Here is a 26,815-nt window from a genome sequence, read left to right as displayed (position 1 = left end):
GACGTTTTCAGCCGCCCCGAGGGCGGTCAACGGTGTTGCCTGGGGACACTTCTGTCGGCAACAGGACACAGGCGGTCGGGTCGGCAACAGGACACGGACGGTCCGCGGGGACACGCGTGGGGGCGGGAGGCGCCGGTGGGGTCCGGTCGCGCGGGAGATCCGGCGTGCGCTGGATCCGACCGGTCCCGAGCGGGAGTGCCGCGCGGGCGGGTCAGACTCCGGAGCCTCCGGGTGCGTGCGGTACGGGGTTGCCGCTCAGGCTGGCGGCGATGACGGGAAGGACGTCGCGGGCCGCGGCGTGTCTGCTCCGGCTGGTCAGCGCCGACCGGAGTTGTCTCACGTCGGTCCGTACGGTGGCCGAGTCGGTCGTCACGACGTCGCGGGCCACCGACTCGGCCACGGCGCAGGCGCGCTCGATCTCGCCGGCGTCGACCAGGGCCAGGGCCAGCCGCGCGCCGTGGCGGGCCCTGGCGCGTGCCGCGTGCGGCGCGATGGCGTCCTGGCCGGTGTCGAGCAGGGTGACCGCGGCCTCCGGACGGCCGAGTTCCCTCATGCACCAGGCCGTGACGAAGGCGGTGAGGTCGGGAAGATGCGTGCCGCCCAGGGCCGGATCGCCGTCCGCCTGCGGCCATGACTCGTTCGTGAGGTCGGCGCCGCGGTCCAGCGCCCGCCGGCAGGCGTCCTCGTCGCCGAGGAGCGCGTGCCCCTGGGCCTCGCGCTGCGCGGCCAGTGCCCGGATGCGACGGCCCCGGGCCCGCGTCCCCGCGGCCCTGGCGAGCGCGACGGTGGCGAGCGAATCATCCTGGTACAGGGCGAGTTCGGCCCGCCGCAGCAGCGCGTACGCCACGAGCTCCTGGTCCCCGACGGCCTCGGCGAGTGTGGCCGCCTGGTCGGTCCAGCACCGTGCGGCCCGATCGTCACCGGCCTCCTGCCACATCCAGCCGGTGTACTCGGCGAAACGCGCGGCGAGCCGCAGGGCGGCGCCCCGGTGCGCCAGCGGCGCGCCGCGCCCCAGACCGCGGAGGGTGGCCGTCGCCGCCGTGCTCAGGGGGAGTACCACCGCCGGGCCGGAGAACTGGCCGAGCCGGCGGTATTCATGGAAGAGGTTCTGGAACACCGGCAGCGCCGCTTCCACCGCCGCGTCCTCGTGCGCGCCGAGGGGGATGGCGCTGTGCGCCACGACCGCGGGCGCCCTTCCCGTCGGCGAGGTGACCGGGCCGAGGGACGTGAAGTCGCCCTCCCCGTCGTCGTGCAGGTGGAACGACCAGGAGACGGCGTCCATGGGCGCGGACGAGGGCAATTCCCCGCTCCGGCCCTCCGCGGGCCCGGGTGCCAGCAGCGCGGCGAGTTCCCCCTTCGCGCGAAGCCTGGCGTCGAGCGATCGGGCGATCCTGCCCGTGGGCGTGGCGAGTCCGCGCTCGATCTTGCTCAGGTACGACTTCGAGATGTAGACCTCGGCGGCCAGTTGGGCCAGTGACATCGCGGACTCGTGCCTTTTCCGGCGCAGTTCCGGGCCGAAGTCCGACCGGGCTGGTGACATGGTTGCTCCCCGTCTTGCTCCTTTGCTGGACGGAGTTTGCCACACATCGAAAGAAGATCATCCATTTAATTAATATATGCGAAAGCTTGTCCGAATGAGGGCATTCTTTCCGTCAATCAGTTCGCATTCGGGCGGTGTTCGGCGCACTCCGGTACCGCCCACGGGGCCGACCGCTCGTGCGTTGCGGACTGAAGCTGTCCGCAAGCCCCGCTACGTTGCGTACATGACGAAGACGACGTACCCGGCGGGCCCCGTGCTCGGCGCTCGGGCCCTCAACCGCGCCACCCTCGAACGGCAGTTGCTGCTGCGGCCGGCGTCGATGTCCGCCGGGGCCGCCGTGGAGCATCTGCTCGGACTCCAGGCGCAGAACGTGAAGCCGCCGTACTACGCGCTGGCCGCCCGTCTCGACGGCTTCGTCCCCGAGGAGCTGTCGAGGCTGATGGCCGGCCGCGAGGCCGTCCGCATCGTCAGCATGCGTTCCACCATCCACACCCACACCGCCGACGACTGCCTGACGCTCAGGCCGTTCGTCCAGCCCGCCCGCGACCGTGAGCTGACGTACTTCCGCAAGGGTCTCGCCGGAGTCGACCTCGACCGGCTCGCCGTCCTCGCCCGCGACCTCGTCGAGGCCGAACCGCGCACCATGAAGCAGCTGCGCGAGGCGCTCTGCGTCGAGTGGCCGGACGCCGACCCGCAGTCCCTCGCCGTCGCCGCCCGCTGCCGACTGCCCCTCGTCCAGGTCACGCCGCGCGGACTGTGGGGCAGGAGCGGGCAGGTCGCGCTCACCACCGCCGAGCACTGGCTGGGCCGGCCCGCGCGGAGCGCCCCGACGGCGGACTCCGTGGTCCTGCGCTATCTGGCCGCCTTCGGCCCGGCCTCCGTCAAGGACATGCAGACCTGGGCCGGCCTGACCCGGCTGCGCGACGCCTTCGAACGCCTGCGCCCGGACCTCCTCACCTTCCGCGACGAGCACGGCGTCGAGCTCTTCGACCTCCCCGACGCGCCGCGCCCCGACCCGCGCACCCCGGCCCCGCCCCGCTTCCTCCCCGAGTTCGACAACCTCCTCCTCTCCCACGCCGACCGCACCCGGGTCGTCCCGGCCGAGTACCGGGGCCGCTCCTGGCAGGGCAACCAGGCGTACCGCACCCTTCTCGTCGACGGCTTCCTGGCGGGTGTGTGGAAGCCGGAGCGGGACGCCCTGGTCATCGAGCCCTTCGGCACCCTGACCAAGGCCCAGCGGCAGGACGTGGCCGCCGAGGGCGAGCGGATGCTGTCCACCATGCACCCGGGGCGGGCCCACGACATCCGGTTCGGCACCGTCGTACGGCCGTGACCACCGCGCTCCGCCCGCGGCGCACGGCGGCAGACGAGAAGCCCCCACCGGAGACCGGTGAGGGCTTGGATAGGGGGCGCTGCGGGCCGCTCGTGGAGGCTCGCAGCGCCCCCCGGTCTTTCCCTGAGGGGTGCTCAGGAGTTGTCGGGGACTGCTACGCGGTCACCGGTCGGGAACCGACCGGCTAGGAGTTGACCTGCGTCGTCACCAGGCTGGAGAAGGTGGTCAGCCGGGTGTACACGCCCGGGTAGCCGGCCTCCGCGCAGCCCTCGCCCCAAGAAGTGATCCCTGCCAGGACGCCCCCGATGAGCAGGGGACCGCCGCTGTCGCCCTGGCAGGTGTCTACGCCGCCGGATGTGTATCCGGCGCAAACCATGTCGGTCGCGACGAAGTCGGAACCGTAGGAGCTCTTGCAGCTGGAGTCGGACACGATCGGGACGGTCGCGGTCCGCAGCTGGTTGGAGGAGCTGCCGTTCTCCGAGGTGGTGCCCCAGCCGATGATGCGGGCGGTGGTGCCGGCCGCGTACACGCCGGTCTGGGACGAGGAGACGTACGACGCCGTGGTGTACGGCATCGACGTCGACAGGGTCAGGACGGCCACGTCGTCACCGTTGGTGGCGTCCGCGTAGCTCGGGTTGATCCAGATCTTGCTGACCCGGCTGACCGTGCCGTTGGTGCCGTTGAGGTAGGTGCGCCCACCGACGACGCGCACGCTGCTCGTGGTCTCGCCGACCATACAGTGGGCGGCCGTGACCACCTTGGTCGCCGAGACGAGGGTGCCGCCGCAGAACTGGTTCTGCGAGGCGTCCGTGATCTGCATCATGAACGGGTACGTCGTGGTCGTGGTCGTGGTGCCGCCGACGATCGGCTGCGGCGCTGCGACAGCGGTGGGGGCGCTGAGCAGTGCGGTCGCCGCCGCGGCGGCGGTCGCCGCGAGGACGGCGGCGGTCTTCTTGAACCGGTTGAGCCCGAACATGGATCTCCTCGGTGGGGGATTGCCGGTGGGGGGTCGCGCGGGTGTGGGGGGTTACACGGGGGTCGCGGGACCGACCCCCGTATGCCCGGGCGAGCGGCACGTCCCTCAAGCTAGAACCCGGCACCCGTTTCCCCCAATGAGGGAACCCCCTAAGGGAGTTGGGGCAGGGAAAACCCTCGGTCGGCTCAGGGAAGCCACAGTCGCCGCCGAGGGGGCGCTCAGGGAAACCGCATCGCGGGGCCCAGCACCCGCCCAGGGTGGGGTGCCCCTGAGGGGCAGTTAACCCGCCGATTCCTCACTTCGCGTGACGCCCCGCCGCCAGTCGGACGATGTCCACCCGCGAACGGATCCCCAGCTTGCGGTAGACCCGGGTCAGCGTCGCCTCGACCGTCTTGACGCTGATGAACAGACGCGCGGCGATCTCCCGGTTGGTCGCGCCCTCCATGACGAGCGCGGCGACCTGACGCTCCATCGAGGCGAGCCCCTCCAGCGCGTCGGAGGGATGAGCCGTCTGCGCGGGCACGGCGACCGTCCCGGGCGCGGCCGCCGCGACCGCCGCGTCCACCTGGCGCAGCCAGGGCAGCGCCCGGCACCGCCGGAACAACCTGGCGGCCTCGTCGTACGACGTCGGGCCCGGCCGCCCGGTGCGCAGCATGGCCAGCGCGAACGCCGCCCGCGCCTCCTCCAGGCCGTACCCCAGCTTGGCGAGCCGGTCCTGAACGGACGTCAGCCGGGACAGCGCCGCCTCGTGGTCGCCGCGGGCCGCCCGCACCATCGCCTCCGCCCGGTCCAGCACGGCCAGCACGCTCTCGCGGCCCAGCCGGAGCGCGTGCTCGCGCGTCACGTCGATGACGTCCTGCGCCTCGCCCGGCTCACCGACCCGGACCAGCGCCTCGGCGAGGTCGCCCTGCCAGCGGCCCCGGGCGGGATCGGTGATGCCCAGCCCCTGCTCCAGCTCCCGCACCCGGCGCAGCGAGCCGACCGCGCCCGCCGCGTCCCCGGCCACCAACTGGGCGTGGCCGAGCGCGGCCAGCGCACGCGATACGTACATCTGGTCGCCGTCCTCCTCGGCCTTCCCCGCCGCCTCCCTGGCCAGCGCCAGCGCCCGGTCGACGTCACCGCCGGAGGCCTCGGCGAGGGAGGCCAGCATCGCGGAGGCCCCCAGGCCGATGCCGGAGTCCCGGGCCAGCCGCAGGCTCTCGCGGGCCAGGTCGAGGGCGCGCCCGCAGTGCCCCGAGCGCAGTTCGGTCTCGGCGAGGAAGCGCTGGAAGTGCACCTCGCTCTCGACCATGCCGCGCCGGCGCACCTCGCGCAGCAGCGCGGTGATGGTCGACCGGGCCTCGGGGAGCTGATCACTCATCAGCAGCCAGCGGAACCGGGCCGCCCCGACGCCGTTGTGATGGCACGCCACGTAGGGGTCCTGGGGTTCCCGCAGGGCCCGCTTGATGGTGGTGGGGGCGTTCGGGTGGCCCATCAGGGTCTCGGTCGAGGCCTGGAAGGAGAGCGCCATCAGCTCGGTGCGCCGGTCGCCACCGCGGGCCGCCAGGTCGGCCGTGTGCGCGGCCTCCTCGCGGGCCTCGGCGAAGTCGCCCTCGACGATCAGCTTGCGCCAGGCCAGCCGGTAGTGGACCAGGGCGAGCAGCCGCGGGTCGTCACCGGCGTCGGCGAGGGCCTGCGGGAAGACGGCGTCGACCTCGCCCAGGGACTGCCCGGCGGCCTCGATCACCACCTCCCAGGCCCGGATCCGCTCGGCGGGCACGGTCGCCCGGGTCAGCACCTCGCGCGCGATGTCCCGGGCGAGGTCCACCTCGCCGGCGGTGATCGCGTCCTCGGCGGCCTGGAGCCGCCGGTCGTCCGGGGCGGGGGCGCCGTCCGGCGGGGTGTGCCGGGCGGCCAGCAGCCCGAGGGAGGCGGCGACCGAGGGAGCGCCCCGGTCGCGGGCGAGTGCGGCGGCCTCGGCGAGCCGGGCGGCGACCTCCGGATCGGTGCCGGTGGTGGCCAGCGCGAGGTTGCGGGCCCGCTCGATCGGATCCGAGGCGGCGGTGGACAGCGCGGCGTGCGCGGCCCGGCGCTCCTGGGCGGGGGCCTCCGCGTACAGCGCGGCCGAGATCAGCGGATGCGCGAAGCGTACGGCCGGTCCCTCGGGTTCCGTCGCCAGCAGCCCGAGGGCCGCCGCCTGCGCGGTCTCGGCCTCGGCGTTCTCGCGGCCGGCCGCGTGCAGCAGGGCCAGCGTGGGGCGGGCGCCGGCGCTGGCCACGAGCAGGGTGCGGCGGGCCTCGTCCGACAGCATGTCGAGGCGGCTGAGGACCAGGGCGCGCAGCGAGGTCGGCACCGGCAGGGGCTCGCCGGGCCGGGGCGGCGTCGGGCTCTCGCCGAGGGCGCGGCCCAGTTCCAGGGCGAAGAGCGGGTTGCCGCCGCTGGTGCGGTGGATCTCCCGCATCGTCGAGCGGGGCAGGTCGGTGTAGCCGCGGTGGTCGAGCAGCGCGGAGACCTGGGCGCGGGAGAGGGGGTTGAGCCGGACGGCGAGGGTGTCGGGAGGGGACGCGCGTAGATGACGGTCGTACTCCTGCTCCTCCGTCCGCACCGCGCACAGCAGCTGGACGGGGGTGTCGCCGAGGCGGCGGGCGGCGAAGCCGAGCAGTTCGGCGCTGGCCGAGTCGAGCCACTGGAGGTCGTCGGCGACGAGCAGGACGGGACCCGCGGCGGCGAGCGCGCGCAGGGCCGAGAGCACGGCCAGACGCAGGGCGAGACCGTCGCGTTGCAGAGTCGACTCGCCCCGGCCGGTGAGCGCCGACTCCAGGGCCGTGCGCTGGGCGACGGGCAGCTTGTCCGAGATCTCGTCCAGCACGAGGCCGAAGAGGTCGGCCAGGGCCAGGAAGGGAAGATGGGATTCGGACTCGGTCGCCGAGCAGCGCAGGACGGTGCGGGCCGCCTCGCCGTAATCCGCGGCCAATGCCCGCAGCACGGTCGACTTTCCTATTCCGGCCGGACCGTGCAGCAGCACACTGCCGCCGCGCGTCAGCTGGTCACGGGCGGCCGTGAACAGCTCGTCCCTGCCGATGACCAGGTCGGGGCGGCATCTGGCAGGCTCCTTGAAGTCCCGTCGCACGGTCACCGCTCCCCTCCGAGTGTCGTGTCCGGGCCAAATTCTAGGCAACGTCCCTTTGAAATTCGGAGGCACGGCGTGGTGAGGCATATAACAACGTGACGCATAGGGAAATTCATGGAGACGATGAATGAATGGTCTCTTGTCGTGAGGGACCTCCCTGGCCTGATGTGATCGCCGCTTCCACGCATCTTGCACCGCCCGCGCTACGGGCATGTTGCGCGCCCCGGGTTCAGGGCAGCAGGCCCGCCCTCCGGGCCGCGACCACCGCCTCTCCCCGGGTGCGCGCGCCCAGCCTGCGCATCGCCGACCTCAGATAGCCCTTGACCGTCTCCGGACGCAGCCCCAGCCGCTCGGCGGCCGCCGCGTTCGTCGCCCCCGAAGCCACCCACGCCAGCACGTCCAGCTCACGCGGGGCCAGGGCGACCGGCTGCCCCGCCGCCCGCTCCGCCGGCCGGGAGGCCAGCAGCCCGCAGACCTCGAGGAGCTCGGCGCGCAGAGCCGGGTCGGCGATCCGCGGCGCCAGGGCGCGCAGGGCCGTGTGCGCCTCGCGCACCTGCTCCCAGGCGGCCCCCGCCCCCGCCCCGGCGCCGGGACCGGCGTCCGGACCGGGCCCCGCGCCCGCCGTGCCCGGCCGGGCCGCCGTCAGCAGGTCCCGCGCCTCGTCCCCGACCAGCAGCGCCTGCTCCACGTCCCGCGCCGCCTGCACGGCCGCGGTCAGCGTGCGGTCGCCCAGCGGCTGGGCCGTGCGCAGGGCGCCGTACAGCACCCCGCGCACCCGGCGCCGTACGACCACCGGGATCGCCAGCACCGAGCGCAGGCCCTCCTCGGCGACCGCCGCGTCGTACTCGTGACTGATCTGCCGGGAGAGGGAGTAGTCGGTCACCGCGCACGGGCGGGCCAGCGCCACCGCCTTGCCGCCGAGACCGTTTCCGGAGGTCACCGCCAGTCCGCGCAGCGCGAGACCGGCCGCGCCGCTGAACTCGCTGATCCGCATCCGCTGCCGCCCCGGCTCCACCAGACCGCCGAAGGCGACCGGCAGCCCCGTTGTTCGCCGCAGCCGCGCCAGCGCACCGCGAATCTCCACCGTTCCGGCCGCGTCTGCCGCCACGTTCTCGCCCTTTCCGCGCGGCTTGGTGCCGCACACCCCCGTCCGGGGGTAGTGAGACCTGCATCACGGATTACACGATGGCAGAGAGCCGCCCGGCAATGGTCCGGCACCACGGGAGTGAGCCGCAGGGGCTGAGCGAGCCCCAAAGGCGCCGGCCGAGCAAGCCAAGAAAGCACGGAGGACAGATGACGACGGCGACGGAGCGTTTCCGCAGGGCCCGCGACTTCCTGCTGGAACACCGCGAGGACTACACAACCGCTTACGAGCGTTTCGAGTGGCCCCGCCCGGAGCGCTTCAACTGGGCCCTCGACTGGTTCGACGTCATCGCCGAGGGCAACGGACGCACCGCCCTGCACATCGTGGAAGAAGACGGTTCCGAAACCCGTCTCAGCTTCGCCGAACTGTCGGAGCGCTCCGACCGGCTCGCGAACTGGCTGCGCGGGCGCGGCGTCGCAGCCGAGGACCGCATCCTCGTCATGCTCGGCAACCAGGCCGAACTCTGGGAGACCGCGCTGGCCGCGATGAAACTGCGGGCCGTCGTCGTCCCGGCCACTCCGCTGCTCGGCCCCGCCGACCTCACCGACCGCGTGAAACGCGGCCGCATCCGGCACGTCCTCGTCCGCACCGAGGACACCGCCAAGTTCGACGAGGTTCCCGGCGACTACCGGCGCATCGCCGTCGGCGGCGCACCCGAGGGCTGGCAGCGGTTCGAGGACGCCTACACGGCCCCGGCCGGCTTCACGCCCGACGGCCCCACCCTCGCCGACGACCCGCTGATGCTCTACTTCACCTCCGGTACGACCGCCCGCCCCAAGCTGGTGGAACACACCCACACCTCGTATCCGATCGGGCATCTGTCGACGATGTACTGGATCGGGCTCCGGCCCGGCGACGTGCACCTCAACATCTCCTCGCCCGGCTGGGCCAAGCACGCCTGGTCCAACCTCTTCGCCCCCTGGAACGCCGAAGCAACCGTTTTCATCCACAACTACACCCGCTTCGACCCGGCCCGGCTGATGACCGAGATGGACCGGGCGGGGGTCACGACGTTCTGTGCCCCGCCGACCGTCTGGCGCATGCTCATCCAGGCCGACCTCACCCAGCTGCGCACCCCGCCCCGCGAGGCGGTGGCCGCGGGCGAGCCGCTCAATCCCGAGGTCATCGAGCAGGTGCGGCGCACCTGGGGGGTGACCGTCCGGGACGGATTCGGGCAGACCGAGACGGCCGTGCAGATCGCCAACAGTCCCGGACAGGACCTGAAGACCGGCTCGATGGGCCGGCCGAGCCCCGGCTACCGGGTGGAGCTCCTGGACCCGGTGTCGGGCGCGCCGGGTGCGCGGGAGGGCGAGATCGCGCTGGACCTGGCGGCCCGGCCGGTCGGCCTGATGACCGGTTACCACGGCGACGCCGACCGCACGGCGGAGGTGATGGCCGGCGGCTACTACCGCACCGGCGACATCGGCAGCCGCGACGAGAACGGTTACCTCACCTACGTCGGCCGGGCCGACGACGTCTTCAAGGCCTCCGACTACAAGATCAGCCCCTTCGAGCTGGAGAGCGCGCTGCTGGAGCACGAGGCGGTCGCCGAGGCGGCCGTCGTCCCCGCCCCGGACGAGCTGCGCCTCGCCGTGCCCAAGGCCTACGTCGTGCTCGCCGAGGGCTGGGAGCCGGGCCCCGACACCGCGAAGGTGCTGTTCGAGCACTCCCGCGAGGTCCTCGCGCCGTACAAGCGCGTCCGCCGCCTGGAGTTCGCCCCGCTGCCCAAGACGGTGAGCGGCAAGATCCGCCGGATCGAGCTGCGGCAGGCGACCGAGGCGGGTTCGGCGGACGAGTACCGCGAGGAGGACTTCCGGTGAGCGAGGGGCCGTACGCCCGGGGCGAGGCCGTTTCGTACGCGCACGGGACGAGCGCGACCGCGCTGCTCGGCGACACCATCGGCGCCGACCTGGACCGGACGGCGCAGCGCTGGCCGGACCGCGAGGCGCTGGTCGACGTGCCGTCCGGGCGGCGCTGGACGTACCGCCGGTTCGTCGAGGACGTCGACCGGCTGGCGTACGCGCTGCTCGCGAGCGGGGTCGCCAAGGGCGACCGGGTGGGCATCTGGGCGGTCAACTGCGCGGAGTGGGTGCTCGTCCAGTACGCCACCGCCCGGATCGGCGCGATCATGGTGAACATCAACCCGGCGTACCGCACGCACGAGGTCGAGTACGTCCTCGACCAGGCCGGGGTCTCCGTGCTGTTCGCCTCGACCGGCCACCGGACGAGCGACTACCGGGCGATGGTCGAGCAGGTACGCGGCAGATGCCCGCAACTGCGGGAGACCGTTTACCTCGGTGATCCGAGCTGGGATGCCTTGCTGCGCCGTGGAACGCCCGACCTCGACGAGGCCTTCCGCACCCGCAGAAACGAGTTGTCGTGCGACGACCCCGTCAACATCCAGTACACCTCGGGTACGACGGGCTTCCCCAAGGGAGCAACCCTCTCCCACCACAACATTCTCAACAACGGTTACTTCGTGGGCGAGTCGATCGCCTACAGCGAGCAGGACCGGATCTGCATCCCGGTGCCCTTCTACCACTGCTTCGGCATGGTGATGGGAAACCTGGCGGCCACCTCGCACGGCGCCTGCATCGTCGTCCCGGCCCCGTCCTTCGACCCGAAGGCCACGCTGGAAGCGGTCCAGCGGGAGCGTTGCACCTCCCTGTACGGCGTGCCGACCATGTTCATCGCGGAGTTGAACCTGCCCGACTTCGCGACCTACGACCTCTCCTCGCTGCGCACCGGCATCATGGCGGGCTCGCCCTGCCCGGTCGAGGTGATGAAACGGGTGGTCGCCGAGATGAACATGGCGGAGGTGTCGATCTGTTACGGCATGACCGAGACGTCGCCCGTCTCCACCCAGACCCGCCGCGAGGACGATCTGGAGCATCGCACCGGCACCGTGGGCAGGGTCCTGCCGCACATCGAGGTGAAGGTCGTGGACCCGGTGGACGGGGTGACCCGACCGCGCGGCGTCGCGGGCGAGCTGTGCACGCGCGGCTACAGCGTGATGCTCGGTTACTGGAACGAGCCCGAGAAGACCGCCGAGTCGATCGACGCGGGACGCTGGATGCACACCGGGGACCTGGCGGTGATGCGTGAGGACGGATACGTCGAGATCGTCGGCCGGATCAAGGACGTGATCATCCGGGGCGGGGAGAACGTCTATCCGCGAGAGATCGAGGAGTTCCTCTACGGCCACCCGGGGATCCGGGACGTGCAGGTCGTCGGCGTCCCGCACGAGAAGTACGGCGAGGAGGTCCTCGCCTGTGTGATCCCGGCCGACGCGGCGGACCCGCTGTCGCTGGAGGAGTTGCGCGCCTACTGCGAGGGCCGGCTGGCGCACTACAAGATCCCGAGCAGGCTGCGGATCATGGAAGCCTTCCCGATGACCGTCTCGGGGAAGGTACGGAAGATCGAGCTCCGCGAGGAGAACGCGCTTTAGCGGTGTTTCCGTGTTGCCGGGCGGGGACTGCGGGTCCCGGGTTCTTCGGGTTCTTCGGGTACTTCCGGTTCTCCGCCCCAGCCTCCCCTCCCTGGCCCCCCGCCCCCCGGCCCCGGGTTCTACGCGGCAATGGCTGTCGCCTCGGCCCGGCCGACGTGGGTGAGGTGAGCGTTCTCGTCGTGGCGGCGAAGCTGAGACGGGTTTCGGAACCGTCTTCTTCCACGATGTGCAGGGCGGTGCGCAGGTCGGAGAGGGCGTAGGTCGCGAAGTCGGGCTCAGGCATCCCCGGCGTCGAGGGCGTCGGCCATCGCGTTGACCGGCTGCGGGGTGCCCGTCAGGTCCAGCACGAAGAGCGGCACGCGCAGCTGGTCGGCGCGGGCGCGGGCCTCCTCGGCGTATCCGGCCAGGGAGAAGTAGACGCAGTCCGCGGATTCCGTCATGGCCGTCAGCCACAGACACTCCACGTCCCGCAGCGAGGCAGGGCGCACGCTGGGGTCCACCTGGGCCACGAGTCCGCGGGCGGCGAGGCCGATGCCGGAGGTGGGCCGCTGATCGGCCCGCCGGACGTCCCCGTGCCCGAGCCAGCTCAGATAGAGCGCGGCGGCGGTGACCGCGTCGCGGGCGGTACGGATGGCGACGGGCCGGAAGGCACGCCGTTGTGCCGCCGGTGCCGGTGCCGGTGCCGGTGCCGGTGCCGGTGCCGGTGCCGGTGGGGATGGCGGTGGCGGTGTCGACGGCGACGTCGGCGCGGTTGTTCCGGTCCCTTGCCCTTGCCCCGGCTCGGTCCCCGGCCCCGGCTCGGTCCCCGGCCCCGGCCCCGGCCCCGGCTCCGGGGCAGGGTCGGTCACCGGGATCCGTATCACCGCTCCGCAGGCGCAGCCCAGTTCAGGGTGCGGCCACTGGTGCCGGCGGTGGCAGGCGGGGCAGCGCAGGGCGACCCACTCGTCGTCCCACGCCCGGTGCACGACGGTCGTCGGCGCCGTCCGCCGGTCGAGCACGGGCGTGACGGGTGCACCGCACGCGCACGGGTAGCAGGGCGCGGTGTAGAGGCGCTCGCGCCGACAGGCCGGGCAGCGCACCGGCACGCTCTCGGGCATGGCCCCATCGTCCTCCTCCGGCCCCCGCTTGTCCGTCTCTTGACGACCTTCGCGCCCCCATTTACATTACTTCCAGATAGTAGAAAATACTTTCCGTATTACGGAAGTGTGCGAAATGCTGTACACCGATGGAAGGGCTCACCGCGGGGCGCGACGGGAGAGCGAATCCGACAGCTGGAGCAGCTGAACCAGTCGAAGCAGGAGTAGCCCATGGCCCGTATGACCGCTGCCCGCGCGGCAGTCGAGATCCTCAAGCGTGAGGGCGTCACCAGCGCGTTCGGTGTCCCCGGCGCGGCGATCAACCCCTTCTACGCGGCGCTCGAGGCCTCCGGCGGCATCAACCACACCCTCGCCCGTCATGTCGAGGGCGCCTCGCACATGGCCGACGGCTACACCCGTACCCACCCGGGCAACATCGGGGTATGTGTCGGCACCTCAGGCCCGGCCGGCACCGACATGATCACCGGGCTGTACTCCGCCATCGGCGACTCCGTCCCGATCCTGTGCATCACGGGCCAGGCCCCGACCGCCGTGATCCACAAGGAGGACTTCCAGGCCGTCGACATCGCCTCCATCGCCAAGCCGGTGACCAAGATGGCGGTCACCGTCCTGGAGGCGGCTCAGGTGCCCGGCGTCTTCCAGCAGGCCTTCCACCTCATGCGCTCCGGCAGGCCGGGCCCGGTCCTGATCGACCTGCCGGTCGACGTCCAGCAGACGGATATCGAGTTCGACGTGGACACGTACGAGCCGCTGCCCGTCCACAAGCCGGCCGCGACCCGTGCGCAGATCGCGAAGGCGCTCTCGATGCTGAACGCGTCCGAGCGTCCGCTGATCGTCGCGGGCGGGGGTGTCATCACCGCCGACGCCGCCGAACTCCTGCTGGAGTTCGCCGAGTTGACCGGCACTCCGGTCGTCCCGACCCTGATGGGCTGGGGTGCGATCCCCGACGACCACGAGCTGAACGCCGGTATGGTCGGCCTCCAGACCTCGCACCGCTACGGCAACGCGACGTTCCTGGAGTCCGACTTCGTCCTCGGTATCGGAAACCGCTGGGCCAACCGTCACACCGGCCGCATCGACGTGTACACGGCCGGTCGCACCTTCGTCCACGTCGACGTCGAGCCCACCCAGATCGGCAGGATCTTCGCTCCGGACTACGGGATCGCCTCGGACGCGAAGGCGGCCCTGGAGCTTTTCGTCGAGGCGGCGAGGCAGTCCGGGGCGGCGGGCACGCTTCCCGACCGTTCCGCGTGGGCGGCTGCCGCGCAGGAGAGGAAGGCGACCCTCCAGCGCCGTACGCACTTCGACGACATCCCGATCAAACCGCAGCGCGTCTACGAGGAGATGAACAAGGCCTTCGGCCCGGAGACCCGGTACGTCACCACCATCGGCCTCTCCCAGATCGCCGGCGCCCAGATGCTGCACGTCTACCGGCCGCGCCACTGGATCAACTGCGGCCAGGCGGGGCCTCTCGGCTGGACGATCCCGGCTGCACTGGGCGTGGCGAAGGCCGACCCGCAGGCGCAGGTCGTGGCCCTCTCCGGAGACTACGACTTCCAGTTCATGATCGAGGAGCTGGCGGTCGGCGCGCAGCACAAGATCCCCTACGTCCATGTCCTCGTCAACAACTCCTACCTGGGGCTGATCCGGCAGGCGCAGCGGGCGTTCGACATCGACTTCCAGGTCAACCTGGAGTTCGAGAACATCAACTCGCCCGAGCTGGGCGTGTACGGCGTCGACCACGTCAAGGTCGCCGAGGGTCTCGGCTGCAAGGCGATCCGGGTGACGGACCCCGCCGAGTTGGGGGCGGCCTTCGAGCAGGCCAAGAAGCTGGCCGCCGAGTTCCGGGTGCCGGTCGTCGTGGAGGCGATCCTGGAGCGCGTCACCAACATCTCGATGAGCGGCACCAACGACATCGGCAACGTGGTGGAGTTCGAGGAACTCGCCACCGAGCCGGGGCATGCGCCGACGTCGATCAGGACGCTGAAGGTCTGAGGCGTAGGTCTGATACCGAAGGCCCGAGGCTGAACGGTCGATGCCGAAGGTCCGAGGCTGAACGGTCGATGCCGAAGGTCCGAGGCTGAACGGTCGATGCCGAAGGTCTGATGCCGAGGTTCGTCGTCGCGAAGGGGAGGCCGTCCGGTGGAACGGCCTCCCCTTTCCGTCTGTTCTGTATGCGTTTTCCGAAGCGTTGCCGTGCGTAACTCCGGTAGGCGATTCCAGAACCCGTTTCCTGAACCCGTTTCCTGAACCCGTTTCCTGAACCCGTTTCCCGAGGGTCCTCGGGGGCTCAGTCCGAGCCGCCGCCCCCACCGCCCCCACCGCCGCAGCTGTACATCACGCCGCCCGTGCCACCGCCGCGCGGTGAGCGTCGGTGGAATCCCTTGTCCGCCACCTCGGCCCGGGCGACCAGACCCGCCCGCAGGGCGAAGCGCGCTGCCAGGACGTTCAGGGCGGGCTCGCCGTACAGAGCCACCGCCATCAGGACGTCGTCCGTCGACAGCCCTTTCCTGTCGGCCGGCAGGGGACGTCCGTCCCGCAGAGTGCGCAGAGCGCGTCGAGCGGCGCGGGTCCGGCGCGGCGGAAGGGAGCGCAGCATCCCGGCCGCCACCAGCCCGGCCCGCAGTCCGGACAGCGCCTCCCGCACATCCGGTAGTGCCTCCAACTCCGCTAAGCTCGCGGGCCGTTGCAGCGCCGCGTAGACCGCCTCGGGCAGGTCGTCCAGAGCAGGCAGGGCGTCCAGGGCGTCCTGGGCGGGCCGACCGCCTTCTGCATCCCCGGCCGACGGCGCCCCTGTCGCACCCGGCGCCCGCGTCGTCTTCGTGGCCCGGATCCTGCCCGGCCGGCCCGCGTCGACCAGCCCCCTCAGCCGAAGGGCGAGCGCGGCCACCGTGACCGCCGCCCGCGGACCGCCCCGCAGCAGTGCGACCTCGTACGGCTCCAGCCGGACCGGCGTACCACCGCTCATGTCCTCACCCCCGGACGCGGGGCCCGCCGCCCCCGTGTCGGCGGGTCCCGCGTGACCACAATGTGCCCTTGTCCGGGGGCGGTTGAAGCCTCTTGAACAGAGTTCAGAGGTTGATTTGAGGTTGGTCGGCGGGCCGGGTCTACTCCTCGTGGCGGTGCCCGTGCTCCTCCGACAGTCCCGGCCAGTCGTCGGGGCCGCCGCCCTGCCACTCGATGAGGTCGCTCTCCTCCACCTCGATCCGGTCCAGGTCGGCCAGGCGGAGGATCTCGACGACGTCGTCGAGATGGGAGGCGACCCCGAGAACAGCGTCACCCGAGGTGACCCGCCGGGAACCGTCCAGCGCCGGAGGGTGGACCACGATGTGCGGATATTGTGGCGAATCGTTCATATTCGTATTCATATCCGGACCGGCGCCCTTGTCCACAGGGCAACGCGCAGCGCTCCTCCGTCGGTCCTGCTGACGGGGGAGCGCCGGTGCGTGGATGGCCGTCCGGCGGCGCGAGGCTGGGCGCGACAGGACGTTCGCGCCGCCGGACGGAGCTTTCGGGGGTGGGGGGCCAAGCGTGTGGGGTGTGGTGCGGTCGAGGCGGGGGCAGGGACCGCGGCGGGTTGCGACGGAGCCGGGAGCGGGCTTCCCTCAGGTCGAGAAGCGGGCCCCGTTCCTTCACCACCGCACTGGCTCGCACGCCGCCGCGGTCCTCGCCCCGCCCGCGCCGTGTCCGGCGACCACCCCTCATCCGGGTCGCGTGGTACGGTCGCGGGCCGCGCGTACCAGGTTGTGACGTACCGTCAGAACCCTTACGCGAGATCGATGTTCGGCTCGGTTGCCGTCCGCCGGTGTCGAGCGAGACGGGCGGCAACGGGTTGCTGTAAGGGTTTCCGGGCGGCGTCGCCGCCTGGGCGCGACAGGACAGATGTCGGCGACGGCGCCGCCCGGAGGTCTCAGAGTCGCGCGCCCGAGAGGCGCTCGACGGCCCGCAGCAGGGCCGAGTGGTCCAGTCCGCCGTCGCCCTGCGCGCGCAGGCTCGCGACCAGCTGGGCGACCACCGCGCCGACGGGCAGGGCCGCGCCGACGTTGCGGGCGGCGTCCGTGACGATGCCCATGTCCTTGTGGTGCAGGTCGATCCGGAAGCCCGGCTTGAAGTCGCGGGTGAGGAAGCTGTCCTTCTTCCGGGCCAGTACGGTCGAGCCGGCGAGCCCGCCGCCCAGGACGTCCAGCGCCGCCTTCAGGTCCACGCCCGATTTCTCCAGGAAGACCACGGCCTCGGCGCACGCCTGGATGTTCACGGCGACGATCAGCTGGTTGGCGGCCTTCACGGTCTGGCCCGAGCCGTGCGGACCGCACAGCACGATGGTCCTGCCGAGCGCCTCGAAGAGGGGCTCCGCCTCGTCGAAGTCGGCCTGCTCGCCGCCCGCCATGATGGACAGCACGGCCTCCACGGCACCGGCCTCACCCCCGGACACGGGGGCGTCGAGCACCCGGATGCCCTTGTCCTTCGCCGCCCGGGCCAGGTCGATCGAGGTCTGCGGGGTGATCGAGGACATGTCGATCAGAAGCGCCCCGGACCGAGCGTTCTCCAGGATGCCCTCGGGGCCGTAGGCGATGGCCTCGACCTGCGGTGAGGCGGGCACCATGGTGATCACGACGTCGGCGTCGCGCACCGCCTCGGCGATGGACCCCGCGGCCCTGCCGCCGGCGGCGGCCAGCCGGACCAGCTTGTCCTGCTCCAAGGTGAAGCCGGTGACGTCGTAACCCGCCCCCAGCAGGTTCTCGGACATGGGCGAGCCCATGATGCCGAGGCCTATCCAGGCGATCTTGGGAAGTGCGGGCACTGCGTTGCTCATCGGGGGTGCCTCTCGGTACGGGGATCAGCGGGGCAGCCAGTCGAAGGCCTCGGCGCTCGGACGGTCGCCCGGCTTGTACTCGAGGCCGACCCAGCCGTCGTATCCGGCCTCGCGCAGCCGGTCGAGGAGGTCCTCGAGGGGGAGTGAGCCGGTGCCCGGCGCGCCGCGGCCGGGGTTGTCGGCGATCTGCACATGGCCGGTCCGCGACGCGTGGCGCTCGATCACCGACGGCAGGTCCTCGCCGTTCATCGACAGGTGGTACAGGTCCATCAGGAACCTCGCGTTGCCGAGCCCCGTCGCGTCGTTGACCTTGTCGACGATCCCGATCGCGGCCGGCGCGCTGACCAGTGGGTAGCGGGGCGACTCGGGCCGGTTCAGCGCCTCGACGAGCAGAATCGCGCCGATCCGGTGCGCGGCCCGGGCCGCGAGGACGAGGTTCTCCAGCGCCAGGGCGTCCTGCTCGGCCGGGTCCACACCGTCCAGGCGGTTGCCGTACAGCGCGTTGAGCGCGCGGCAGCCCAGGGACCGCGCGAAGCCGGCGGCCACGTCGATGTTGGCGCGAAACCGCTCCGACTCCTCGCCGGGCAGCGACAGGGCGCCACGGTCGGGGCCCGGGAGCTGTCCGGCGTAGAAGTTGAGGCCCGTGAGCTGTACGCCCGCGTCCTCGATCGCCTTCTTCAGGGCGCCGAGCTCGGACGGCTCGGGGGTGGGGGAGTCGATCCAGGGCCACCACAGCTCGACCGCGGTGAAGCCGGCCGCGGCGGCGGCCGCGGGGCGCTCCAGGAGCGGGAGTTCCGTGAAGAGGATCGACAGGTTGACGTCGAAGCGCTGGTCTTCGAAGCCCATAGGGTTCCGCGCTCCCTTCCGTGGCAAATGTTTCCGTATTGCGGAAGTTATTTTCTGCTTAATGGAAGATTGCCGGTCGGCCGGACGGCTTGTCAAGGGGATGAGGGGGTGCCGGAGCCCGGCTGAGGCGGAATTCCGAGTCCGGGGTGATCGTCCGCCCGGTCCGTTAAGGTCGGGGTCCGGGCGCCGAAGGTCCGGTCCCGTTCAGAGAGGTGTGGGGCGCGATGCGACTGAAAGTGGAGTTCACCACCGAGCCCTTCGACCTCGACGAGGCGCCCGCGCACGCGCTGGTCGCCCGTGAGGTGATCGAGGCGGCCGACCTGGACACGGTGGACGTCGGGCCGTTCGGCAACACCGCGGAGGGGGCCGCCGACGCCGTGCTCGCCGCCGTGGACGCCCTGCTGCGCAAGTCCCTCGGCGCGGGCGCCACCCGCATCTCGCTCCAGGTCAACGTCCTCGGGGACGCGGACCGGGACGCGGGCGGCGATGTCGTCGGGGAGGGCGTGTGAGCACCTCCGGTGACGAGGCCTTCATCGCGGCCGTGAAGCCGCTGATCGACGCGATGGGCGGGGAGATGATCCCGCCGGACGAGGCCGGCGCCGACGATGTCGTCCTGGCCTGGGAGGGCGCCGACGCCGTCGCCGTACGCCTGCCCCAGCTCGCCGACTCCCTCGACCACATCCTCGCCGCCATGGAGCGCAGGAAGGGCAGACCGCTCGCCGACCTGGACCGCAAGGCCAAGCAGGAGGTCGTACGGATACTCGAGGCGCGCGGCGCCTTCTCCGTGCGGCACGGCGTGGAGACCGTGGCGAGCGCGCTCGGCGTGAGCCGCTTCACGGTCTACAACTATCTCAACCGGGAGAAAGAGGCCTGAGCGGTCTCCTGGGGGAGTCTCCGGGGCCGATCGGGGGCGGATGGTGGGTCGATGGAGGCCGGTTGAGGCCGGTGGGGGAGACCGGGTTTCGTTACCCGGAATTTTCAACAAAGTGTTGACGTCGTGTCGCGGACAGGCGTTAGCTGGCCGCAGCCCGCTCAAGCACGAAGGCCGTCCCGCGGCCACGGAGGCTCCCGTGACTTCGACTTCCCCACCCCCGGGCCTGGCCCGGTTCAACGGCCTCGAGGAGTCCGTGGCCCGCGCCGCGCTCCACGAGGCGTGCGCCTCCACGGCGTGGGCCGCCCGACTGCTCGCGGCCCGCCCCTACGCCACCGTCGCCGACCTGTACACCGTCAGCGACGCCGCCATGGCCGGCCTGACCGCCACGGACCTGGCGGAGGCGATGGCCGGGCACCCGCCGATCGGCCGTCCGAAGCCCGGCGACCCGGCCTCGGCCCGTGAACAGCGCGGCATGGCCGGCGCCTCCGAGGAGCTCAAGGCCGAGATGCTCGAACTGAACCTGGCCTACCAGCAGAGGTTCGGCCATGTCTTCCTGATCTGCGCCACCGGTCGCACCGGCGAGCAGATGCGCGACGCGGTCAGGGAACGGATCGGCAACGCGCCGGAGCAGGAACGGGAGATCGTCCGCGTCGAACTGGGCAAGATCAACCGTATCCGCCTCGCCCGACTCGTCGAAGAGGACTGACACACCCCATGAGCACCAGCAGCACCGCATCGGTGTCCACCCACATCCTGGACACCTCCGTCGGCCGACCCGCCGCGGGAGTCGCCGTCCACCTCTTCGCCCGCTCGGGCCGGGGCGCCCGGCACGGGCAGGAGGGGGACTGGCGGGCGCTCGGCGGTTCCGCGACCGACGCGGACGGCCGCTGCAAGGACCTGCCGGCGCTGCCGGAGGGGACCACCCATGTACGGCTCGACTTCGCCGTGGAGGCGTATTTCGAGCGATCCGAGAAGAAGCAAGCCGATGCGCAGCAGGACGCCCCCGCGAACCGGGACAGCGGTCCCCCGGCAGTGTTCTTCCCGGAGGTGGCGATCACCTTCGCCGTCGTGCCCGGCGAGCACTACCACGTACCGCTGCTGCTCAACCCGTTCGGCTACTCCGTTTACCGAGGGAGCTAGCTAGATGCCCACCTACCTGGGACAGAACCAGTACGGCAAGGCCGAGAACCGAGTCGTCAAGATCACGCGGGACGGCGCCACCCACCACATCAAGGACCTCAACGTCTCCGTGTCGCTGAGCGGCGACATGGACGAGGTCCACTACTCCGGCTCGAACGCCAACGTGCTGCCGACCGACACCACCAAGAACACGGTGTTCGCGTTCGCCAAGGAGTACGGCATCGAGTCCGCCGAGCAGTTCGGCATCCACCTCGCCCGCCACTTCGTGACCTCGCAGGAACCGATCAGGACCGCGCGGATCCGCATCGAGGAGTACGGCTGGGAGCGGATCGTCACGCCCGGCGAGGACGAACACTCCTTCGTCCGCCAGGGCCAGGAGACCCGCCTCGCCCAGATCACCTACGACGGCTCCTCCTGGGAGGTCGTCTCGGGGCTCAAGGACCTGACCGTCATGAACTCGACGAACTCGGAGTTCTGGGGCTACGTCAAGGACGAGTACACGACGCTGCCCGAGGCGCACGACCGCATCCTGGCGACCGAGGTGTCCAGCCGCTGGCGCTTCAACTGGTCCGACGACGCCCGACAGGCGCCGGACTGGGAGGAGTCGTACGCCCAGGTCAAGAAGCACATGCTGCTGGCCTTCGCCGAGACGTACTCCCTCTCCCTGCAGCAGACCCTGTACGCCATGGGCGCACGGATCATCGACCACCGCGGCGAGATCGACGAGGTGCGCTTCTCGCTCCCCAACAAGCACCACTTCCTGGTGGACCTGAAGCCGTTCGGGCTGAAGAACGACACCGCCGACGGAGCCGTCTACTACGCGGCCGACCGTCCCTACGGCCTGATCGAGGCCACCGTCGTGCGGGACGGCTGCGAGGCGAAGATCCCGGTGGACCTCACCAACCTCTGAACCGCCCCCCCCGCCCCCTCTGAACCGCCCCCTTTTCGGCACCCGTGGCCGGTGAGCCCGCGCCTCACCGGCCACGGCACTCAAACTCCCAGGGTCCTGCCGTGCCCTCTCCACCAGAGTCCACTGAGTGAAAAGGACGACACCATGGCAGCAGACCGGCGCACCGTCATCGAGAACTGTTCGATCGCGACCGTCGACGCTCAGGACACCGAGTACGCGAACGGGCACGTCGTTCTCGCCGGCAACCGGATCGAGTCGCTCGGCGCGGGCCGGGCCCCGGACGGCCTGGAGAACGTCGAGCGCCGCATCGACGCCACCGGGCACCTGGTCACCCCGGGCCTGGTCAACACCCACCACCACTTCTACCAGTGGATCACCCGGGGCCTGGCCACCGACCACAACCTCTTCGACTGGCTCGTCGCCCTCTACCCCACCTGGGCGCGCATCGACGAGCAGATGGTCCGCGCGGCCGCCCAGGGCTCCCTGGCGATGATGGCCCGCGGCGGCGTCACCACCGCCATGGACCACCACTACGTCTTCCCGAAGGGCTCCGGCGACCTGTCCGGCGCGATCATCGGCGCCGCCCGCGACATGGGCGTCCGCTTCACCCTCGCCCGCGGTTCCATGGACCGCAGCGAGAAGGACGGCGGGCTGCCCCCGGACTTCGCCGTCGAGACCCTGGAGGGCGCCCTCGCCGCCACCGAGGAGACCGTCCGGCTGCACCATGACGCCTCCTTCGACGCGATGACCCAGGTCGCCGTCGCCCCCTGCTCGCCCTTCTCCGTCTCCACCGAACTGATGCGGCAGGGAGCCGACTTGGCCCGCCGCCTCGGCGTGCGTCTGCACACCCACGGCTCGGAGACGGTCGAGGAGGAGAAGTTCTGCCACGAGCTGTTCGGCATGGGCCCGACCGACTACTTCGAGTCCACCGGCTGGCTCGGCGAGGACGTGTGGATGGCCCACTGCGTCCACATGAACGACTCCGACATCGACGCCTTCGCCCGGACGGGGACGGGTGTCGCCCACTGCCCGTCGTCCAACGCCCGGCTGGCGGCCGGCATCGCCCGGGTCCCCGACATGCTGAAGGCCGGCGTCCCGGTCGGCCTCGGCGTCGACGGCACGGCGTCCAACGAGTCCGGCGAACTCCACACCGAGCTGCGCAACGCCCTGCTCATCAACCGCCTCGGCGCCCACCGCGAGGCCGCCCTGAACGCCCGGCAGGCACTGCGCCTCGGCACCCACGGCGGCGCCCGGGTCCTGGGCCGCGCCTCGCAGATCGGCTCGCTGGAGCCGGGCAAGCTGGCCGACCTGGTGCTGTGGAAGATGGACACCCTCGCCCACGCCTCCATCGCCGACCCGGTGACCGCCCTGGTCTTCGGCGCGGCCGCCCCCGTCACCGCCTCCTTCGTGAACGGCCGTCAGATCGTCGAGGACGGACGCCTGTTGCACGCCGACGAGGACGCGATCGCCCGCTCGACGCGGGAAGAGGCGCAGCGCCTGGCACGCATCGCCGCACAGGGCTGAACCCGCTTGCTCCTTGAGGTACTTCGTCCCTGCGGGCACTGAACTCCGGTCGAGGGGGACGGCCCTCGACCGGTAGCCGTGGCCGGGGCGCGCGTGGAACGCGCGTGCCCCGGAACGGTTCCCCACGCTCCCCGTTTCCGAGTACCCCCGACTTCCGGGTACTTCCGCACCGCCGCACCACCTCCCTGACACCCGCGTCAGAGCCGACGTGTACCCGACCGGAGGAGAGCCGCCGTGTCCCCGCATGCAGTCGACCACCCCGTCGACGAGAAACTCCCCGCACTGAGAATGGCGACGAGCGGCCTCCAGCACGTGGCCGCCATGTACGCGGGAGTCGTCGCCCCGCCCCTGATCGTCGGCGCGGCCGCAGGCCTCACCGGCACCGAACTCACCTTCCTCGCCGGCGCCTGCCTGGTCACGGCCGGCCTCGCCACCTTCCTGCAGACCCTCGGCGTCTGGAAGATCGGCGCCCGCCTTCCCTTCGTCAACGGCGTCACCTTCGCCGGGGTCGCGCCCATGACGGCGAGGCGTTCGCCCCGCTGAGCAGCCGGGAGCCGAACAGCCGCAGGCGCAGCAGCGGGCGCGCGGTCCGGGCCTGGCGCAGGACGAACCCCGTGAAGAGGGCCGCGGCGAGCAGGGCCAGGAGCGCGGTCGCGGTGCCGTCGCGGCCGCCGGCGCCGACGATGACGTACACGGTCAGCATGAGCGCGCTCGTGACCAGGGCCGCGCCCGGGTAGTCGGCGCCCTTGGTCGAGTACGAACTGACCCCGGTGGCGCAGGAGTTGCACGAGACCCTGCAACGCCTGACGAACTGGGCCGAGCGCGACAGGGTCTATATCGCCGAGGCGCGGGCGGCCTACGACACCGAGCGGGAGACGGAGCCGGTGTGAGCTACAGCCCGAACAGGCCGGGATCCGTCGCCAGTTCCTTGAAGTAGGCCGTCGGGTCGGCCACCATCCGGCGTTCCTCGAGGTCCAGCAGTCCGCCGACCGAGGTGAGCTGGGCGGACACCGTGCCGTCCGCCTTGCTGATGGTCTGACGGATCCGGAACGTCTTGCCGCCGCCCCACTCGAAGACGCAGGTCACGTCGACCTCGTCGCCTGCCAGCAGTTCCCGCCGGTAGCGGATGGTCGTCTCCAGGGCGACCGGACCCACCCCCTTGGCGAGCAGGCCGGCCTGGGTGATGCCCGCGGCCTGGAGCAGTGACCAGCGGGCGTGCTCCGCGTAGTTGATGTACACGCTCTGGTTGAGGTGCCCCTGCACGTCGGTCTCGTATCCGCGTACGGTGATCCGGACGGAGAACGGCTCGCTCACGGTGTCCCCTTCTCGCTTTCTCGATGTCGGTGCCCTGCCCGTCGATCTTGGCATGTACCTCACACCCGGCGTGGGGAGGCCAGCAGATAGCGCGCTCGGGTGCGGGGATCGGTGTGCTCGCCGGCCTGCCACCCCGCCTTCTCCAGGGTGGCCGCGCAGTCCCGCAGTGTCGTGTCGTCCGGTCCGTGCACGGCGACCGCCTCCGGCTGCGGGGTCGCCCGCACCCGGTAGCCGTCGGTGCCCCGCGGCCCGGCGGGGCGGTGGCCGGCCGCCTCCAGGGCCAGCGCGGCGGCCCGCACGAGGTGGGTGCGCTCCCAGCCGCACGGCCGGTCCGTGCCTGCGTCCGGGTTGGTCATCCGGCGCAGCTCGAGCAGGCCCTGCCAGGCGCTGTGCACCTCGCGGGCCCGGGCGGGAGCGGGGGCCGGACCGATGCCCTCCTCGCCGCCGACGCGCGCGGCGAAGACGCCGGTGTCCGCCGTCGGTGGCTCGGGACCGACCCGTGCGGCGGCTTCCGGGGCGGTCGCCGGTGCGGTGTCGGGGGCGGGGATCTCCTCGCGTGTCCGGTGCCCCGCCGGTGTCAGGAAGTGGTCGTGCGGCGGGCGGGGGTGGCGGAAGGCGAGCCCGTGCCGTACCAGCGCCGCCAGCTGGGTCTCGGTGCCCCGCAGCCGCCCGGTGACCGGGTCGGCGGCGTCGATCACGCGCCGCTGGGCGGCGGTCGGCGGTCGTGTCACGGCGTGCTCCCCTCGAGTGCCGCCCCTCCGGCGGGGGCCTGGTCGAAGGCTACGGCCCGGGTCTGACATTCCAGCCGTCGATCACCGGCCGCCCGTGTTCCGTGCCCAGTCGGCACAGCGTCCCCGTCGTCAGCCGGAACAGCGCTCCGGCCGACGCCGGCAGTCCGAGCCGACGGGCGGTCAGCACCCGCAGGAAGTGCCCGTGCGCCACCAGCATTACGCCCTCCCCGGCGTCGGTGTGCGCCGCGTCCACCTGGGCCAGCACCCGGTCGGCCCGCTCGCCGACCTGCTCGGGCGTCTCCCCGGGACGGTCCGGCGGGCCGGGCGGGACCCCGTCCGTGAACAGGAACCAGTCCGGTCGCGTCCGCTGGATCTCGGCCGTGGTGACGCCCTCGTAGCCGCCGTAGTCCCACTCCCGCAGACCGGCGTCGACCCGGACGTCGTGCAGTCCGATCAGCTCCGCCGTCTCCCGCGCGCGCCGCGCCGGGCTGACGAACACGGCCCCGATCCGCTGCGCGCGGATCAGCGGCACCAGCCGTCGTGCCTCGTCCCGGCCGCGCTCGGTGAGCGGGACGTCCGTCGATCCGGTGTGCCGGCCCGAGCGTGACCACTCGGTCTCCCCGTGCCGCACGAGAAACAGGTCACCCACGCGCGCGTGCCCCTTCCTGCCGTGCCTGCGAGCACCGTGACACAGGACCTGGGCGTGCGCACGTCAGCGATCGGGCGGCGTGCGGGGAGGAAGCGCCGGTCCGGGGAACTCCGTCAGGCAAAGGGTCCGGCCGGGCCCACCGCCCCGCCTCTACTGCCGGTAACCGCTCAGGAACCGCCCGATCCGGCCGATCGCCGCCTCCAGGTCGTCCGCGTGCGGGAGGGTCAGGATGCGGAAGTGGTCGGGGGCCGGCCAGTTGAAACCGGTGCCCTGGACGACCTGGATCTTCTCCCTCAGCAGGAGGTCCAGGACGAACTTCTCGTCGTCGTGGATCGGGTGCACCTTGGGGTCGATGCGCGGGAACGCGTACAGCGCGCCCTTGGGCTTGACGCAGGAGACGCCGGGGATCTCGTTGAGCTTCTCCCAGGCCGTGACGCGCTGGTCGTAGAGCCTGCCGCCCGGCACCGTCAGCTCGTGGATGGACTGGCGGCCGCCGAGCGCCGCCTGGATGGCGTACTGGGCGGGCGCGTTGGCGCACAGGCGCATGGAGGCCAGCATGGTGAGCCCCTCCAGGTAGTCCTTGGCGTGCTGCCTGGGACCGGTCACCACGAGCCAGCCCGAGCGGAAACCCGCGACCCGGTACGTCTTGGACAGGCCGCAGAAGGTCAGGACCACCAGGTCGGGCGCGAGCGCGGCGGCCGAGTGGTGGACGGCGTCGTCGTAGAGGATCTGGTCGTAGATCTCGTCGGCGAAGACCATCAGGCCGTGCCGGCGGGCCAGGTCGAGGATGCCCTCGATGATCTCCTTCGGGTAGACCGCGCCGGTGGGGTTGTTGGGGTTGATGATGACGACGGCCTTGGTGCGGTCGGTGATCTTGGACGCCATGTCGTCCAGGTCCGGGTACCACTCGGCCTGCTCGTCGCAGAGGTAGTGGACCGCCTTGCCGCCCGCGAGGGTGGTGACCGCCGTCCAGAGGGGGAAGTCGGGGGCCGGGATCAGGACCTCGTCGCCGTCCTCGACCAGGGCCTGTACGGCCATCGAGACCAGCTCCGACACGCCGTTGCCGAGGAAGACGTCGTCGACGCCGACCTCCAGGCCCCGCTCCTGGTAGCGCTGGGCCACGGCGCGGCGGGCGGAGAGGACGCCCCGCGAGTCCGTGTAGCCGTGTGCCCGGGGGAGCATCCGGATCATGTCCTGGAGGATCTCCTCCGGCGCCTCGAAGCCGAAGGCCGCGGGGTTGCCGGTGTTCAGGCGCAGCACGCTGTGGCCCGCCGCCTCCAGCGCGTCGGCCTGCTCGATCACCGGGCCGCGGATCTCGTAACAGACCTCGCTCAGCTTGTTCGACTGCCGGAACTCCATGCGCGCTC

General features: G+C 71.7%; 23 protein-coding genes and 3 pseudogenes. 12 read left to right on the top strand and 14 right to left on the bottom strand.

Going from position 1 to position 26,815, the window contains the following annotated elements:
* Positions 1–211: 211 nt before the first annotated feature.
* Entirely contained in the window at positions 212–1,540 is a 1,329-nt protein-coding gene (locus QQM72_RS09945) for a helix-turn-helix domain-containing protein (protein WP_314220433.1), read from the bottom strand.
* A 223-nt stretch (positions 1,541–1,763) separates the two neighbouring features.
* On the opposite strand from QQM72_RS09945, the gene QQM72_RS09940 reads away from it, so the two are divergent.
* The gene (locus tag QQM72_RS09940) at positions 1,764–2,873 is read left to right on the top strand and encodes a winged helix DNA-binding domain-containing protein (RefSeq protein WP_314220432.1); all 1,110 of its coding nucleotides are present in this window, start codon (positions 1,764–1,766) and stop codon (positions 2,871–2,873) included.
* A gap of 184 nt (positions 2,874–3,057) precedes the next feature.
* Here QQM72_RS09940 and QQM72_RS09935 read toward each other — a convergent pair whose 3' ends face one another.
* From QQM72_RS09935 to QQM72_RS09925, 3 genes are all read right to left on the bottom strand, one after another.
* The gene (locus tag QQM72_RS09935; RefSeq protein ID WP_314220431.1) at positions 3,058–3,849 is read right to left on the bottom strand and encodes a S1 family peptidase; all 792 of its coding nucleotides are present in this window, start codon (positions 3,847–3,849) and stop codon (positions 3,058–3,060) included.
* 295 nt (positions 3,850–4,144) lie between these two features.
* Positions 4,145–6,964: a helix-turn-helix transcriptional regulator gene (locus tag QQM72_RS09930; RefSeq protein WP_314220430.1), complete on the bottom strand. Its 2,820-nt coding sequence runs from the start codon at positions 6,962–6,964 to the stop codon at positions 4,145–4,147.
* Between the two features lie 223 nt (positions 6,965–7,187).
* Positions 7,188–8,066, bottom strand: a complete 879-nt coding sequence (locus QQM72_RS09925; protein ID WP_314220429.1) for a helix-turn-helix transcriptional regulator — start codon at positions 8,064–8,066, stop codon at positions 7,188–7,190.
* A 185-nt stretch (positions 8,067–8,251) separates the two neighbouring features.
* On the opposite strand from QQM72_RS09925, the gene QQM72_RS09920 reads away from it, so the two are divergent.
* Positions 8,252–9,922 (top strand): AMP-binding protein, encoded by a 1,671-nt coding sequence (locus tag QQM72_RS09920; protein ID WP_314220428.1) that lies wholly within the window; start codon positions 8,252–8,254, stop codon positions 9,920–9,922.
* Entirely contained in the window at positions 9,919–11,550 is a 1,632-nt protein-coding gene (locus tag QQM72_RS09915; RefSeq protein ID WP_314220427.1) for an AMP-binding protein, read from the top strand. The genes QQM72_RS09920 and QQM72_RS09915 overlap by 4 nt, the downstream gene beginning before the upstream one ends.
* A gap of 275 nt (positions 11,551–11,825) precedes the next feature.
* Here QQM72_RS09915 and QQM72_RS09910 read toward each other — a convergent pair whose 3' ends face one another.
* Complete coding sequence (locus tag QQM72_RS09910; RefSeq protein ID WP_314220426.1) at positions 11,826–12,647, bottom strand: hypothetical protein; 822 nt, start codon at positions 12,645–12,647, stop codon at positions 11,826–11,828.
* A gap of 210 nt (positions 12,648–12,857) precedes the next feature.
* Here QQM72_RS09910 and gcl point away from each other — a divergent pair, with 210 nt between their 5' ends.
* Positions 12,858–14,642, top strand: a complete 1,785-nt coding sequence (gcl, locus tag QQM72_RS09905; RefSeq protein ID WP_314220425.1) for a glyoxylate carboligase — start codon at positions 12,858–12,860, stop codon at positions 14,640–14,642.
* A 295-nt stretch (positions 14,643–14,937) separates the two neighbouring features.
* On the opposite strand, the gene QQM72_RS09900 is transcribed toward gcl, so the two are convergent.
* The 4 genes from QQM72_RS09900 to QQM72_RS09885 form a co-directional block, all read right to left on the bottom strand.
* Complete coding sequence (locus QQM72_RS09900; protein ID WP_314220424.1) at positions 14,938–15,615, bottom strand: TIGR04222 domain-containing membrane protein; 678 nt, start codon at positions 15,613–15,615, stop codon at positions 14,938–14,940.
* A gap of 139 nt (positions 15,616–15,754) precedes the next feature.
* The gene (locus QQM72_RS09895; RefSeq protein WP_314220423.1) at positions 15,755–16,003 is read right to left on the bottom strand and encodes a hypothetical protein; all 249 of its coding nucleotides are present in this window, start codon (positions 16,001–16,003) and stop codon (positions 15,755–15,757) included.
* A 554-nt stretch (positions 16,004–16,557) separates the two neighbouring features.
* Complete coding sequence (locus QQM72_RS09890) at positions 16,558–17,448, bottom strand: 2-hydroxy-3-oxopropionate reductase (protein WP_399076657.1); 891 nt, start codon at positions 17,446–17,448, stop codon at positions 16,558–16,560.
* Between the two features lie 36 nt (positions 17,449–17,484).
* Positions 17,485–18,306, bottom strand: a complete 822-nt coding sequence (locus QQM72_RS09885; protein ID WP_314220421.1) for a TIM barrel protein — start codon at positions 18,304–18,306, stop codon at positions 17,485–17,487.
* Positions 18,307–18,530: 224 nt separating this feature from the next.
* Here QQM72_RS09885 and QQM72_RS09880 point away from each other — a divergent pair, with 224 nt between their 5' ends.
* The 7 genes and pseudogenes from QQM72_RS09880 to QQM72_RS09850 form a co-directional block, all read left to right on the top strand.
* Positions 18,531–18,815 (top strand): hypothetical protein, encoded by a 285-nt coding sequence (locus QQM72_RS09880; protein WP_314220420.1) that lies wholly within the window; start codon positions 18,531–18,533, stop codon positions 18,813–18,815.
* Positions 18,812–19,180, top strand: coding sequence for a helix-turn-helix domain-containing protein (locus QQM72_RS09875; RefSeq protein ID WP_020125443.1), 369 nt, complete (start codon positions 18,812–18,814; stop codon positions 19,178–19,180). Before QQM72_RS09880 ends, QQM72_RS09875 begins: the two co-directional genes overlap by 4 nt.
* Before the next feature lie 196 nt (positions 19,181–19,376).
* Positions 19,377–19,886: a 2-oxo-4-hydroxy-4-carboxy-5-ureidoimidazoline decarboxylase gene (uraD, locus tag QQM72_RS09870; RefSeq protein ID WP_314220419.1), complete on the top strand. Its 510-nt coding sequence runs from the start codon at positions 19,377–19,379 to the stop codon at positions 19,884–19,886.
* 8 nt (positions 19,887–19,894) lie between these two features.
* A complete protein-coding gene (gene uraH / locus QQM72_RS09865; RefSeq protein ID WP_314220418.1) occupies positions 19,895–20,320 on the top strand; it encodes a hydroxyisourate hydrolase in 426 nt (141 codons plus the stop codon).
* A gap of 4 nt (positions 20,321–20,324) precedes the next feature.
* A complete protein-coding gene (gene pucL / locus QQM72_RS09860) occupies positions 20,325–21,230 on the top strand; it encodes a factor-independent urate hydroxylase (protein WP_314220417.1) in 906 nt (301 codons plus the stop codon).
* 144 nt (positions 21,231–21,374) lie between these two features.
* The gene (locus QQM72_RS09855; protein ID WP_314220416.1) at positions 21,375–22,754 is read left to right on the top strand and encodes an 8-oxoguanine deaminase; all 1,380 of its coding nucleotides are present in this window, start codon (positions 21,375–21,377) and stop codon (positions 22,752–22,754) included.
* Positions 22,755–23,042: 288 nt separating this feature from the next.
* Positions 23,043–23,279, top strand: a pseudogene (locus tag QQM72_RS09850) (solute carrier family 23 protein); the annotation flags it as partial.
* 1 nt (position 23,280) lies between these two features.
* Here the strand turns inward: QQM72_RS09850 and QQM72_RS09845 are convergent.
* Positions 23,281–23,502, bottom strand: a pseudogene (locus tag QQM72_RS09845) (MFS transporter); the annotation flags it as partial.
* On the opposite strand from QQM72_RS09845, the pseudogene QQM72_RS09840 reads away from it, so the two are divergent.
* Positions 23,498–23,644 (top strand): annotated as a pseudogene (locus QQM72_RS09840) (winged helix-turn-helix transcriptional regulator); the annotation flags it as partial. The pseudogenes QQM72_RS09845 and QQM72_RS09840 overlap by 5 nt on opposite strands.
* A 1-nt stretch (position 23,645) precedes the next feature.
* Here the strand turns inward: QQM72_RS09840 and QQM72_RS09835 are convergent.
* The 4 genes from QQM72_RS09835 to QQM72_RS09820 form a co-directional block, all read right to left on the bottom strand.
* Positions 23,646–24,068, bottom strand: coding sequence for an acyl-CoA thioesterase (locus QQM72_RS09835; protein ID WP_314220415.1), 423 nt, complete (start codon positions 24,066–24,068; stop codon positions 23,646–23,648).
* Between the two features lie 59 nt (positions 24,069–24,127).
* Positions 24,128–24,799, bottom strand: coding sequence for a hypothetical protein (locus tag QQM72_RS09830; protein WP_314220414.1), 672 nt, complete (start codon positions 24,797–24,799; stop codon positions 24,128–24,130).
* A gap of 49 nt (positions 24,800–24,848) precedes the next feature.
* Positions 24,849–25,448 carry a histidine phosphatase family protein gene (locus QQM72_RS09825; protein ID WP_314220413.1) on the bottom strand — a complete coding sequence of 200 codons (600 nt, stop codon included), beginning with the start codon at positions 25,446–25,448 and terminating at the stop codon, positions 24,849–24,851.
* Between the two features lie 150 nt (positions 25,449–25,598).
* The gene (locus QQM72_RS09820; RefSeq protein WP_314220412.1) at positions 25,599–26,807 is read right to left on the bottom strand and encodes a pyridoxal phosphate-dependent aminotransferase; all 1,209 of its coding nucleotides are present in this window, start codon (positions 26,805–26,807) and stop codon (positions 25,599–25,601) included.
* Between the last annotated feature and the right edge of the window lie 8 nt (positions 26,808–26,815).

Source organism: Streptomyces zaehneri (assembly GCF_032248645.1).
Taxonomy (GTDB): domain Bacteria; phylum Actinomycetota; class Actinomycetes; order Streptomycetales; family Streptomycetaceae; genus Streptomyces; species Streptomyces coriariae.
Note: the sequence above shows the minus strand (reverse complement) of the source record. Positions and strands in the feature narration are given on the sequence as shown.